Here is a 14,467-nt window from a genome sequence, read left to right as displayed (position 1 = left end):
CCCATACGGTTGGTGGCTGCAGGATTCTGCCCGCAGCGCCGATAAACTTCTGACGCACCCTTCGGTCACAAGATTGAGATCGGTCAATCCAGACGCCGCAAACAGGCGCATGCTGTGACGCTGGCAGTGCGATATCGATAATGGATGGTGATGCCCCCGATGGACTTCAAAGACTATTACAAGATTCTCGGTGTAGAACCCACCGCTGACGACAAGGCGATCAAGGCCGCCTATCGCAAGCTGGCGCGCAAATATCACCCGGACGTGAGCAAGGAAAAGGACGCCGAAGCCAAGTTCAAGGACGCGTCCGAAGCCTATGAAGCGTTGAAAAGTGCCGACAAGCGCGCCGAATACGACGATCTGCGCAAGTACGGCCAGCATGGCCAGCCGTTCCAGGGCCCGCCAGGCTGGCAGAGCCGTGGTGGCTATGGCGGCGGTGGCCAGGACACCGGCGACTTCTCGGACTTCTTCAGCTCGATCTTCGGTTCGCGCGGCAATGGTTTTGGTGGTGCCCAAGGCCGCAGTGCCGGGCGTCGAGGGCAAGATGTGGAAATGGAACTGCCGGTCTTCCTCGAAGAGACCCTGTCCAACGAGTCCAAGCAGGTCAACTTCCAGGTGCCGCAATACAACGCGGCCGGCCAGCACGTCAGCAACACCACCAAGAGCCTGAACGTGAAGATCCCGGCCGGTGTGGCCGACGGCGAGCGCATCCGCCTCAAGGGCCAGGGCGCGCCTGGGATTGGCGGTGGTGCCAATGGTGATCTGTACTTGATCATCAAGTTCGCGCCACACCCTAAATTCGATGTGGAAGGTGAGAACCTGATCATCACCCTGCCACTGGCCCCGTGGGAGCTGGCGTTGGGCACGGAAGTGGCGGTGCCGACCCTCACCGGCAAGATCAACCTCAAGGTGCCGGCCGGCAGCCAGAACGGCCAGCGCATGCGCGCCAAGGGCCATGGCTTGTTGAACAAGGCCGGGCAGCGCGGTTACCTGTTTGTGCAACTCAAGGCGGTGATGCCGAAAAACACCGACGACGAGGTCAAGGCGTTGTGGCAGGAACTGGCACAAAAAGCCGCCTTCGATCCAAGAGAATCATGGAGTAGCTAACGATGAGCAGTCCCCGTTTGGTTCAAGTGAACATGGCAGAATTCTGTGAGGCCACCGACCTGTCGGTGGCCTACGTGATCGAAATCGTCGAGCACGGCATCGTTGAACCGGTGGGGACCAGTCCCGAGTCCTGGCGCTTCACCGATTACGAACTGGCCTTGGCCAAGCGCGCCTCGGCGCTGCAAAAGGACCTGGAGCTGGAATGGGAAGGCGTCGCCCTGGCGCTCGACCTGCTGGAGGAAGTCCAGCAACTGCGGGCCGAGAACCAGATGCTCAAGCAACGGCTGGGGCGGTTGGTGCAAACGCCCTGAATCCATCAGGTGATGCTGCAGCGCGCCTTGCACGGCACCCAGTCGCGCAGGGTCAGCGAGCGAATCAGTTGCGCCTCGTCCACGGCCAGTTGCAGTTGCACATTTTCAGCCTGGGTTGCGTATGCCTCATCACTGAGGGCGCCCGCATCGTGTTCCTCGGATAACGCATTCAAGCGCACGTCATGGGGCTCCCTCAGGACTCTGAACTCATCGTCATAATGGTTGCGAATAAAGGCCTGCCAGAATTCGCGGCCCAGCAGCGACTGTACGAGCTTCTTGGAGTTGTCCAGTTTTTCTATTGTGATGGCGGCATTATTCAGGATCTGCGGCGCTACCTGTCCCGTTGCGAGGTAGCGGGCATCGTTGGGCTGACCGGGCAGGCCGAGGCGGCGGGCCAGGCCCATGCGATAGGCCAGGCGAATTTCAATATCTTCCAGTTTTTCCAGGGCGGCGACTTTTTGTTCAGGGGTCATGGTCGACGTGCGAATCATGCCTTCTCGAACCCGAATGTCTGCGCTGGCTAATTTTTCCACCTCGTCCAGGCGAAAAAGACCTTTGGCCAACGTGTAGAGTGCCGGTCCCGCCTCGCCATCGGCGGCATAGCGCGTGGCTTGCCACGTCAGCACCTTGGTCTCCATGTCACTGAACACCAGGGCCGACCGATCGCCGCAGCGCGGGTCACCCGCCAGGTTGAACAGCTCTTCACGCAAGCCATCGTCCCGGGCCGCATCGAGCAATTGCCACAGGCGCGATTGCAGGTCGGTATAGCGGCTGCGGTACTCCGCCGATTCTTTGAGGTTGTCGAGGATGTCGAGGAAGATCTGCGAACCGGGTTTCTCGGCAATCGACTCCCACAGGCTGCGTCGTACGTCGATTTCCTCGGGTGACAGACCATCCATCCAGTGCTGGTATGCCGGCTCCGGTGTGTCGTCCACGATCTGTTCTTGAGGCGCGTGAACCTCGACTGTAGCGGGCTGTGGCGCCCGATAACGCATCGCGCCGGGCTGCCGGCCCGCTGCTGCCTCGCGGTGGAGCAAGGTTGCATTGCTCCAATACTCGACCAACTGCCTGCGGGCTTCGGTGCTCAGCGGGTTGCCGTCGATAAAGGTGACGTTGTTGACGTAGATGAATGCCTCGGCCTCCTCGGGCAGCGGGTTGACCAGGGACTCGGGCAACTGCGTGATGCGGTTCTGCGCCAGGTTAACGATGTCCAACGCCTGATGTGGCCCCAAGCCCTGCGGCCACTCGGTGATCCCCGTGTTTTTCAAATTCACCCTACGCAGGTTCGGCAGGGTTGCGAAGTTGGGGGTACGCGCCAGGGGGTTGCGGCTCAGATTGATGATCTTGAGTGAGGTGAGCCCCTCCAGCAGATCCACGTCGGCCTCGCTCAGGGAAAGTTGGTTGCTCCTGAGGTCCAGGCGGGTAAGCCGAGTCATCCGGGCAACGCTGGGCGGGATTGAACGCAACTCTCCGTACGACAGGTCGAGCCAACGGGTGTGACTGAAGTGGCCGAGAAACTCATCCAGGCCGTAAACGGATTGCATGCCCTGAAGCTTGATTGACCCAACGTGGCTGAAATCTGCTTCAAGCGCAGGCAAGTCGCCGACTCTCAAACCGAGTGCTTCAAGGGTGTAGCCGGCGGGAGAACCATCTTGGGCCAGCACTTTGGGAGTCATGCGCCGCCAGCACGCCTTGAGGTCTCGAGCGAATTGCTGGCGATGGTTGGCATCCCCTGCACGCAGGTTTTCGCTGTCGGCAGCCACCAGGAACCGTTGTGTGGCCCAGGCGTTCAGTTGGGTGCTCAAGGTTTGCCACTCGCCTTCCAGGCGCGTCAGTTCAGCCGGCGCCCCGTCGCCTGCGTGCAATACGAATTGCTCGTTTTCCTCCTCGCTGTAGCCGGGAAACAAGTCCCTTATCCGCCGCATTTCGTCGGTGTGGCTCAAGGGTACTTCGAAGGCGCCAGGCTGGCCGCCGTTGCGCCAGCCCGGGCGAGTTTGTGCCAGGCGAGCGATGTACGCCCGCATCTGCTGATTGGCTTGCGGGGTGAATGGGTTGTCACGTAGGCGGGTCATGCGGTTGAGACGGATGCTGGCTTCCACGTTTTCGGGGGCTGGGTTGAGCAGGCTGTCGGGCACCGCGCTCAGGTGATTGCCGGACAGGTCGACTTCTCTCAGCTCCGGCAGTTCCAGCAGGCCTGTGGGCCACTGATTGATCCGGGTGTCACGCAGCTCCAGCTTGCGCAGTCGTAGCAGCGGGCTGAAATCCGGCAGGGTGCCCAAGGGGTTGTCGTTCAGGCACAGTTCTTCCAGGCGGCTCAGGCCGGCCAGTTGGCCGGCGCTGATTTCGCTCAGGCGGATGGCATTTTTCGACAGGTCCAGGTGCGTCAGCGCCTTTATGGCCGTGATTGCTTCGGGCAGTTCGGTCAGCGTATGGCGTCCGATACCGCCGACTTGTTTGAGGGTCAAACGTTTCAGATTGGGGAAGTTGCCAAGGAACTGCCCGGGGCCGTCGGTGAAGCTCATGTAGTCGAGAACCAACTCCTCGACATGGCCAAAATCGGCGTTGAGTTTGGGCAGGTTCACCTGGGCGCTGATTTCCAGTCGGCGCCCGGTGTAGGCCCCGGCACGGTCCACGGTCTGTCGGCGCCAGCAATCTCTCAACGCATCGGCCACTGACTGCTCCCGGCCTCCCGGGTTTACCTCAAATGGACGCCGGCTCGTATCTTCTCGGGCACTGCGATTCACCCAGTCCTTGAGTGCGCGTTTGAGGGCGGCGTATTGGTCTTCCCGGCGCGTCAACTCAGTGCGCGCATCGCTCCCGAGGGTCTCGATGAAGGCTGTGGCCTGCTCGTCGCTGAACCCCGGATACAGCTTGCGCACCCGCGTATGGGTGCTGCGCAATTGAGTAAGTTTGTGCAGCGGGGAGCCGCCCCGCAGGCGCAGGTCTCCTGCCAAGGGTTTGCGCAGCAGCGGGTATTCCAGCAGCACCGAGCGCAGCTCGTCCCGGGCCAATGGCGTTTGTCGCACCCGCTGCTTCAGGGTGCCGGCGTCCCGTGCGGCTTCGCCAAGTGCTCGACGCTGGCCCTGTTCAAGGCGTGCCAGAACGGCGCCATACAGGTCGGTGGCGCCGAACGCTCCGTCTTCACCCATCGCCAGCATCAGCGGCGGTGCGTCGGCCTCTGGGCCGACGGCGTCGATCAGTGGCCCCTGTTCGCTGCCCAAGCGGATTTCCACCCGCAGGCTCGGGTCCCAACCCGGCAAGCTGGGCAGGGTATGCAGGGCCAAGCGCAGGCTGTCCTGGCTCTGCAGGGTGTCGAGGAACAAGCCTTCATAGGCCCGTGCCATGCGCACTTGCTGCTGGCTTTCGCGCGCCATGGCGGTGAGCCTTGGTGACAACTGCTGATGGCCACTCAGCGCAGTTAAATCCGCGTCCGTGGCGGTTTCCAGCAACTGCCTGGCAACCTCCGCCGGCAGGCCGGAAAACCTGTCCAGGAGCTGCTGTACCGGGGGCGAGCGAGTCAGGTTATGGGCGCGGTAATCCGCGTCGAACAGCGAGGTCCGACTGTCCCGGGCGGCCTGGGCAACTTCCCGGCGCCACAGCATCGTCTGTTCGTCCAGCACCCGGGGAGTCGGGTCGAGGACCGCCGGATAGGTCAAGCCTCGGTGCGCCACCACGCGCTCGGTGATCGCCGGGTCGGCCAGCGCATAATCCAGCGGGTCGTCACTGGCCATCTTCTCGATAAACGTCTCGATCCGCTGATGGATGCCAAAGCGCGCCAGGCTGTCACTCAACAGGGCGGGCGGCGGTTGCAGGTCCACATGCAGTTGGCGCAGTTGATCGGCGCGAGTGCCACTGGCCAGGCGTGCCTGTTCCAGTTGTGCGTCGCTCAAGCCCCGTGTGCGATAACCCAGGCGGCGCATCAGCGTCGGGCCGTCCCAGGTCAGTGGCTCTTCACCTTCATGCAGCCAGGCGCCCGCGCCGTTATGCGCCACCTGCGGGGCATAAGCGTCGGAGCGTGTGGGGTGTTGTATGCGATAGGTGTCGCCGTCGGGCTCGGGTTTGACGGCATACAGTTGATCGTCGAGGGGCAGCAGCGGCTGCTGGTCGTGGCTGTGCAAGCCCAGGTCGTCAAACGCGGCGTCCTTGGGCAATACGACGGGGCTGCGATAAGGCGTAAGGTCCGGCTTCCACAGCCGTTGCTCGCCACCTGGCAAACGCACCGGCTTGAGCTCCTGTACCAACGCGGGTGTAGGCGGTGCCGCGAGTTTTTGCAGGCCTTTCCCCGCGCCGGCCAGCAGCGCCATGGCGGCCAGGTTTTGCGCGACGTCGAACCAGTGCGCCTTGGCCGTGTCACGGTCGCCTTCGCCCCAGTCGATCACGCCTTCGAAGGTTTCGTAGAGCAATTGGCCCGCCATGGCGGCCAGCATGATTTCGCCGAGCACCGGGACGAACGCCAGTCCCAGGCCGAGCACGGTAGCGCCGGCCTCCAGCCAACGGGCGATTTTTTGCCCGCGCACCCGGGCGTCGACATCGGCGGTGGGCACTGCCTGGTCGCGCGCATCGCCGAGGGCCTTGTCGCGGCCATGCTCAAACAGGTTGGCCCACAGGTCGACGTTGTCAGCCCACAGGCCCTGTCTTGAGACCACCATCAGGTACAGGTCGGGAGCGCCCGTCTTCACCACCCTGCAGCCGGCTTTCGGGGGCGGAAGCGACTGGGGCATGACCGTCGTAGTCAATACCGGGAAGGCCAGTTGCAGCATTGTCTGGGTCACCGGCGAACGCGCTACTGCGTCGACGGCGGCGGTGGAGTCCGCAGCGGGTTCGGTAAACCGGTTGAAGAACGCCGGCTTGTCATGCTCATTGAGAAACTGGCTGAAAAAATGCTGGTAGCTCGTGGGCGTCGGGCGGTTGTTATTGCCGGATTCGCTTGGCGCTTTGTCGCGCGCCACCCACTGGCGGTTCAGTTCGGTTTTCAGCGCATCAAGGCTGTTGTAGCGCTTGAGCGGGTGCTCCGGATCGTGGGGCAGGTAGACGATGAAGTCGGTGGCATAGCGATATTTTTCCACCGGTGTAAACACCACGCTCCCCATGAGCGCGCGGTCCATCACGCTCAGGCAACTGAACCACACCGGCTTGCCGCCCAGCGTCGGGTTGCGTTCGCCGTCGACCACCTTGAGCACCATGGTGAAGTCATCCGGGAGAATGTCCTGCTTGAGCAGCGCCAGGTACGCCGCAGCCCTGAGGGCATCCTTCTGGCTGGTGATCACGGCGTCGCGCAACCGGGTGGCGGCCGTCTCGTCGGTGGGCAGTAATGTTTCCTTGAGGTGCGCCTGGTAGCGGGCACCCACGTCCAGCGTACGGCACAGTCTGATAAAGGCGGGTACGGTCAGCGCCGGGCTGATCCTGGGAGAGGCGCCTTCCCGGTCCGGGTATTGGGTGAACCCGGAGGCAGGATCGAATGCGCCGTCTTCACCTTCACTGGCTTCAAAGTTATGCAGGGCAGCCTGCACCAGTGACACCTCCAGTACTTTGTATTCGCCGGCCTTGATCCCCAGGGTGCCGAGCCTCAGCGGCTCATACAAACGAAGAGAGGTGCCTTCGACATCCACGGTGAGGTTGAATTGTTCTTTCAGCGCGCCGTTGAGCAGGCCTATGGCGAAGGGCTTGAGTGCCTGGACGTTGGCCAGGTGTTTATCCACCGCGTGTTGGGATTTGAAACTGGTTTCATTGAACGCCTTCAAGGTTCTTCGCTGCAGCGGCGACAAGCTGTCCATCCACTGCGCCTGTTCGAGCCTGGCCTGTTTCAACGCTTCTATGCGGTGGGCCGGCGCCTGTACCAGCCAGTCCGGAATGGCCTGGCGAATGAACGCACTGTTGTCGTCGGAAGATGAGAGGGGAGTAACGGAGGGGGCATCCTGCATGGGGGCATTCCTTTGGGTAAGCAAAGGAAAAAGGCTACTGAAAACCGCTGTGGATTAATAAGTCGAAAAGCCGCTGGATAGCACGCAATAGTTAACGCATCGGCCCCGGATTGCCTATGGATCGACGACTTAATTACCCCATGGAAATCCCCCCGTGTGCATCAAGCCTGCCAGCGCTTTTTGAGTGTTCGTCCATGGGGGGCAATCCGTTCAAATAGCTACCGCCGAGTGCCGGGGGCGACTGATTAAGGTCATTGCCTTAATTTCCCTATCGGTACTCGTTTATGCCAGCACCTCAAGCCTCCACCTCGCTCCTGCCGGGCGGCGAAGGGCGTCACTATGCACAGATCAAAGCCGCCATCCCCGAAAGCCTGGTCAGCGCATCTCCTGCCCTGCGTGCAGCCATCACGCAGGCCAAGCCAGAGATCCCCGCCTGGTATGCGGCCACCACCCCGGCACAGAAGGCTGCGCTGCAAAACCTGTTGGAGGCGAGCATCAAGTCTCACACTGCACTGGAGCAAGCGACCGGCAAGGTGCAAGAGGTCAACGCCTTCGCCCGGCCATTGCTTGAAGCCGCGTTGAAGGCCGCCGGGTTTGAGCTGGACGTCAACCAGGTGCATCTGCGCCTCTATGTACCGGTCGAAGGACTAGCGACAGGCTACCGGACCAAGACTTTGTCCCTGTTGCAAGCGGCCTTGAACAATTTTGAAGCGCGCGAGACCCGCGCCGGGTTCTTCGACAGTGCTTCAGGCTTTATCACCGCTCCCGGCGCGGATGGCCGTTTCGAGCGCCATACCACGACCCTGACGATCGAGACCTTCGCCCGGTTATGCCGCGACCTGGACCTGGGCAGGCTGTACCAGGAACACCTCACCACCTACCTGCTGCCCGTGCAAACCGTGTCCAGGAACCTGCTGCGTGAACGCTTTATCACCCGGCAAAAGGACGCCTTCAGAGCCGCCGCCTACGTGGCGTTGCTCAAAGGTGATATTCGCAGCGACGACTACGCGCTACTGCTGCGCATCGCCAATGGCGAGCGACGCATCAAGCACGAAGGCAAGCAGGTCTGGCACCGCTGGCCCAGTATCATGGAACTGCAAATGCACGGCTGCCTCATGATCGACCCGAGCGTGGAGCATGGGTATGGCACCTGGCTTATCGTCTACATCCCCGACCACCCCGAGCACCCCATCAAGCGCTACAAAACCTTTGCCGACTATGCAGAGGAAACGACCCGTGAGCTGACCGCTTACAGGCCAGAGGACTATTGGGACAGCAGGGGGGTTCAGGTCACGGCCCACCAACAGTTTTTCTCACGGTTCATCGGGAAAAAATACCTGGCTTACTACTACGGGCGGTTCACCGAGAAACGCGTCGATGAACCGCAAAGGCGCGTGGCCCTGGGCCCTGATCCAGCGTGGCGACAGTACTACGCAAGAAAATCCCTTACCGAACTCCAGGCGATCAACGCCGTCATAAAGTCCCCGCGACATATCAGCCGCACGCCGCAGGACCAGCCAAACCTGAACCTCAACGCCCACCCGATCAAGGGGCTGTGGATCGACGTCGACCCTTGGGACGAGCTGTACGCCGACATGCGCAAGCGCGCACTCGACGATGGGTTGAGCATGGCGATACCCACCGCTCACACCGACGCGGCTGGCCACGACCGGCGGATGGCGCATCTGATGAACATCGGCCTGTTCACCTTGAACCTGGTGTCGATGTTCATTCCGCCCTTGGGTGCACTGATGGCGGTGGTCACGGCCGGGCAACTGCTGTACGAAGTGCTGGAGGGCGTGGTTGAACTCGGCCAGGGTGACCGCGAGGCCGGCTGGGCGCATATCGCTGACGTGCTGGAAAATCTCGCGCAACTGGCGGTGGGCGGCGCTGCGTTGCATATCAGCGTGTCGCCGTTTATCGAAGGACTCAAGGCCGTCAGGCTGCCGTCGGGCAAGGCCCGCTTGTGGAAGCCGGACCTTGCGCCCTATGCGCAGGACATCCGACTGCCGGCAGGCTCGGTTCCCGACCAGGCGGGACTACATGCCGTCAATGGGCGCCAGGTCGTGTCGGTGGACGGCAATCGCTACGCCGTGACCGCGCAAGACGAACCGGGCGTGTACCGGGTCCAGCACCCCAGCAGGCCCGAGGCGTATGAGCCTCAGATCGTCAACAACGGTTCTGGCGCCTGGACCCATGAGGCCGATGAGCCCCTGACGTGGCAAGGTGCTCCGCTGATGCGGCGACTGAGCCATGTAATGGAAGGCCTGAGCGATACGCAGTTGGAGCAGGTGCGCAAGATCAGTGACACCGATGAAAGCGTGCTGCGCCGGCTGTACGTGGAAAGCGAGCCGACGCCGGCAATCACACTCGACACGGCGGTGCGCATGCGGGCTTACGGGCGCGCCGAAAGCTTGAGTGGGCAGATCCTTGCGGGGTCGATGTCGATGGACCTGGGCAGCTACGCCGCGTCGTTGATGGTGGAAATGACCGGCTGGCCGCCCGGCAGGACCATCGAAGTATTTGACGGCCAGGGCACCAGCAGGACAGCTGCGTTGTATGGCCAACCTCATGCGCCCGGGACGGAACTGATCAGCATCAGCCGCATCGACCTGTTCGGCGGCAAGCTGCCGGCGTTGATCGTCGAGAGTTTGCCCGAGGAGCAGCTTAAAAACCTGCTCGGCCAGCATATGCCCTACGGGGCCGCGCTGCGTAGCCAGGCGTTGCAGGAACGGCTGGGAATCTATGCAAAACAGTCCCTGCGGCGGGTGTTCGACAGCCTTTACCTCGGGCGGTCATCGCCTGGCAGCGCCGAACTGCAACTGTTCGCGCGCGACTTCAAAAGCCTGCCACCGGTCATGGTCGAGGAACTGCTGGAAGGTGCCAGCCCCTCGCAGCGGGCGAGCCTGGTCAACAATCGCAAGATTCCCCTGGAGCTGGCGCAGCAAGCGCGCCAGAAACTCGGGGAATTGCGCCTGGCCCGGGCGTATGAAGGGCTGTACCTGGATGCGTTGGCCAATGCTGACACTGAAGCCCTGGTGCTCAATACCCTTGAGCACCTTCCCGGTTGGCGGGACAGCCTGCGCATTGAAGTGCACGAAGGCTCGGTGAGCGGGCGCCTGCGTGCCAGCTATGGCCTGCCTGGGTCCAGCAACCTCAAACTGCTGGTGCGAGTGGGCGATGGTCAGTATCAGGTGTTTGACACCCAGGGCAACGAGTTACATGGGGTCGATAGCTTGTACGATTCCTTGCAGCACGCACTGCCGGAGGCCCATCGCCAGTCCGTGGGGTTGCCCGAGGTCGGGCAGGGGCCGCAACTTGGAAGGTTGATTCAACAGCACGCCCTGTCCCGTGCCGGCCTGCGCAAGGTGCTGGGCATGCAACCGTTGGGCTCACCCTTTTTCATTTCGCCGCAGCGCTCTTCTCGCGGGCGGATCGGTTATGCCTGGAGTGGTCGTGGTGCGGGCTCCTGGGAGCACAACGTTCGCCAGCGTATCAAAGCCCTCTACCCCACTTTTGACGAAGTGCAGATTGCCCAACTGCGTGCACCTTACACGCCGGCCGACGACACCTGGCTCATCTCTCTGGAGCAGGAGTACGAAATGCTCCGTTCCACCTTGGAGACCTGGGAAGCATCACCGATCCAGGGCTTTGGTGAGGCCAATAGCGCTGAATACCGAGAGCAGCGTGCCATCCGTAAAGAACTGCGCAAGGTGTTGATTCGCGCCTGGAGGCGTAACGGTGAGGTTGATGTGGATAGTTCCGGCAATCCCCTGGGCCAGAAGATCGAAGTGAGCGAGATTGACATACAACCTCAGTTGGCGTCGCTTCCGGCGCTGAGCGCCAACTTTGATCATGTCACTTACCTGGAAATATCCAGTGCGGAACTGACCAATGCCGTCGAGCCTTTCCTGGCTCCCTTTCGCGGCTTGCGCACCCTCAACCTGGAAGACAACCAGCTCACTCGCCTGCCCCTGTTGCTTGAGCATCTGCCCAGGCTTGAGACGTTGATACTGGCGGATAACGAGATTGTGCTGGACGTCGCGGCCGTCAACCGATTGAAGAACCTCACCCGGCTCCAGACACTCGAGCTGGAGTCCAATCCGCTGGGCATGGCGCCGGACATCAGCCGGATGCGCCGGCTGTATCACGTTTCATTGGGCGATACCGGGCAGCGTGGTTGGCCCATTGGGATCTTCGCCAGGCCTCGGCCTCGCGAGTTCAACCTGGACCTGGAAGGTAATGCGCTCGAGGTGCCGATAGTCGAGCCAGGTTCAGCGCAGGCTGCGATTCTTGCGCGCACCCGTGTTACTCGCTCCTTGCTGACGCCCGAAGGCCTTCGCCAGCTCAAGCAGTACATTGCATCTGTAGGTATGGACCCGGAGCGGCAGTTTCCACCCCGAGGGATGCAGGACAGCATCCAATGGAAGTCCGGCCTCACCGACATGCAGTGGAGGGACTTGCAGCCCCTATGGAATGCCTTGGAAGAGTCCAGGGGCGCCGAACCGTTTTTTAACGAAATCCGCAAGTTGAGCGAGTCTGCCGATGCAATGTCGGAAGACTTCGCGCAAGGCCTTACGGCCAAGGTCTGGCGAATGTTGCGCGCCATGTACGACGACACCCGGCTGCGTGAGAAGCTTTTCGACATGGCGAGGGCGCCTACCAGCTGCGTTGATGCGGGTGCCCAATTGTTCAATGCCATGGGGATCGAAGTGATGGTGTATGAGGCTTGGACCAACCCTCACCCCGACGTGGTCGAGCAACTGATGTTGACGGTGGCCAAAGGCAGGACCCGGCTCAACAAGCTGGGAGAAATTGCTCGCGCCCGGGTGGCGGCATTGAGTGAGCAAGGCCGCAAGTTCCCCAATGATCGGGACCGGGGAACCGACTCTGCTGGAAACCCCGAACGGGCTATCGACGAAGTGGGGGTCCATCTGGCGTTTTCCACCGGGTTGGCCCAACGGCTTGAGCTGCCCTGGCAATCAGCGGATGTGATGTACCCGGAACCCGACGTCACCCCGCAGATGCTGGACGATGCTTTTGATCGGGTCATGGCATTGGAGGAGGGCGACCTGCTCAGGGATGCGCTCGTCGAGCTGGACTTCTGGGGTGAGTACCTTGAGCGTTCGACGCCCGCGGCCTTTGTCTGGCTGACGCGCAAAAGGGCGGCGCTGGAAGACTTGACGAGTGCCCTGAATGATCTGGCGGCCAATGGTCGATTGCTTGAGTCGCAGAAGATGGCCCTGCGCAATACCCTGCGCAATTCGGCCCTGATGCTGGACAAGTCGGTTGAGGATTTTCCTCCCGGCACGCCCATGCACCAGGACGTCTATGATGCGCTTGCGGTGAAACTGCACGAGGAGCGCAAGGCGATTCTCCAGAGGCTCACTGACGAGGCTCTGGAAATCGCGCTTCAGAACAGAAAGTAACGCTGCGCCATCGGCAACACATCCGCAGGCTCACACCACAGCAATACTCCATCGGCCTTGACCTGATAGGTCTGCGGGTCGACCTCGATATCCGGCAGGTAATCGTTGTGGATCAAGTCGGTTTTCTGCACCGCGCGGCAACCCTTGACCACGGCGATCTGCTTCTTCAAGCCCAATTGCTCGGGCAAGCCTGCCGCCAACGCCGCCTGGCTGATAAAGGTCAGGCTGGTGGCGTGCAGCGAGCTGCCGAAGCTGGCGAACATCGGGCGGTAGTGCACCGGTTGCGGCGTCGGGATCGAGGCGTTGGCGTCGCCCATGAGGCTTGAGGCAATCGCGCCGCCCTTGAGGATCAGGGTTGGCTTGATCCCGAAAAACGCCGGGCGCCACAGCACCAGGTCGGCCCACTTGCCCACTTCAATCGAGCCCACTTCGTGGCTGATGCCGTGGGTAATCGCCGGGTTGATGGTGTACTTGGCGATGTAGCGTTTGGCGCGGAAGTTGTCATTGCCTTCGCCGTCGCCAGGCAATCGCCCGCGCTGTTTTTTCATCTTGTCGGCGGTCTGCCAGGTACGTGTGATCACCTCGCCAACCCGCCCCATGGCCTGGCTGTCGGAGCTGATCATCGAGAACGCGCCGAGGTCGTGAAGGATGTCTTCGGCGGCAATCGTTTCGCGGCGGATGCGGCTTTCGGCAAAGGCCACGTCTTCGGCAATGCTCGGGTCCAGGTGATGGCAGACCATCAACATGTCCAGGTGTTCGTCGATGGTGTTGCGGGTGAACGGCCGGGTCGGGTTGGTGGAGCTGGGCAGCACGTTGGGGAAGCCACAGGCCTTGATGATGTCTGGCGCGTGACCGCCACCGGCACCTTCGGTGTGGTAGGTGTGGATGGTGCGGCCCTTGAAGGCGGCGAGGGTGGTTTCGACAAAGCCGGATTCGTTGAGGGTGTCGCTGTGGATCGCCACCTGTACGTCGTACTCGTCAGCGACGCTCAGGCAGTTGTCGATGCTCGCCGGCGTGGTGCCCCAGTCCTCGTGCAGCTTCAAGCCAATGGCACCGGCCTTCACTTGTTCGATCAACGGCTCCGACAGGCTGGCGTTGCCCTTGCCGGTGAAGCCGATGTTCATCGGGAACGAGTCGGAGGCCTGGAGCATGCGCGCCAGGTGCCATGGGCCGGAGGTGCAGGTGGTGGCGTTGGTGCCGGTGGCCGGCCCGGTGCCGCCGCCGATCATGGTGGTGACGCCGCTGGTCAGTGCTTCTTCGATTTGCTGCGGGCAAATGAAGTGGATGTGGGTATCGATGCCGCCGGCGGTGAGGATCATGCCTTCACCGGCAATCACTTCGGTGCTGGCGCCGACGCAGATGGTCACGCCGGGCTGGATGTCCGGGTTGCCGGCCTTGCCGATGGCGGCGATGCGGCCGTTTTTCAGGCCGACGTCAGCCTTGACGATGCCCCAGTGGTCGATGATCAGCGCGTTGGTGATCAGGGTGTCGACCACCTCATGGGCGAGCAATTGGCTCTGGCCCTGGCCATCACGGATCACCTTGCCGCCGCCGAACTTCACTTCTTCGCCGTAGACGGTGAAGTCCTGTTCGACTTCGACGAACAGCTCGGTGTCGGCCAGGCGGACCTTGTCACCAACGGTGGGGCCGTACATGTCGGCGTAGGCTTGTCTGGAAATCTTCATGTGTTTAGTTCCTG

5 protein-coding genes are annotated in these 14,467 nt (G+C 61.9%); 3 read left to right on the top strand and 2 right to left on the bottom strand.

Annotated features, from left to right (window positions below; translation table 11 throughout):
• Positions 1-159 precede the first annotated feature (159 nt).
• Entirely contained in the window at positions 160-1,107 is a 948-nt protein-coding gene (locus tag ACIOMR_RS16545; protein ID WP_008439071.1) for a DnaJ C-terminal domain-containing protein, read from the top strand.
• A gap of 2 nt (positions 1,108-1,109) precedes the next feature.
• Positions 1,110-1,418: a chaperone modulator CbpM gene (locus ACIOMR_RS16540; protein WP_003217397.1), complete on the top strand. Its 309-nt coding sequence runs from the start codon at positions 1,110-1,112 to the stop codon at positions 1,416-1,418.
• 5 nt (positions 1,419-1,423) lie between these two features.
• Here ACIOMR_RS16540 and ACIOMR_RS16535 read toward each other — a convergent pair whose 3' ends face one another.
• The gene (locus ACIOMR_RS16535; RefSeq protein ID WP_401195261.1) at positions 1,424-7,339 is read right to left on the bottom strand and encodes an NEL-type E3 ubiquitin ligase domain-containing protein; all 5,916 of its coding nucleotides are present in this window, start codon (positions 7,337-7,339) and stop codon (positions 1,424-1,426) included.
• 284 nt (positions 7,340-7,623) lie between these two features.
• On the opposite strand from ACIOMR_RS16535, the gene ACIOMR_RS16530 reads away from it, so the two are divergent.
• Positions 7,624-12,768 carry a dermonecrotic toxin domain-containing protein gene (locus tag ACIOMR_RS16530; RefSeq protein WP_401195258.1) on the top strand — a complete coding sequence of 1,715 codons (5,145 nt, stop codon included), beginning with the start codon at positions 7,624-7,626 and terminating at the stop codon, positions 12,766-12,768.
• Here the strand turns inward: ACIOMR_RS16530 and ureC are convergent.
• Positions 12,753-14,453, bottom strand: a complete 1,701-nt coding sequence (gene ureC, locus ACIOMR_RS16525; RefSeq protein ID WP_401195255.1) for an urease subunit alpha — start codon at positions 14,451-14,453, stop codon at positions 12,753-12,755. The two genes, ACIOMR_RS16530 and ureC, sit on opposite strands and share 16 nt — an antisense overlap.
• Positions 14,454-14,467: the final 14 nt, after the last annotated feature.

This window comes from Pseudomonas sp. NPDC087814 (genome assembly GCF_044742865.1).
GTDB lineage: Bacteria > Pseudomonadota > Gammaproteobacteria > Pseudomonadales > Pseudomonadaceae > Aquipseudomonas.
This window is presented reverse-complemented; position numbering and strand designations above follow the sequence as displayed.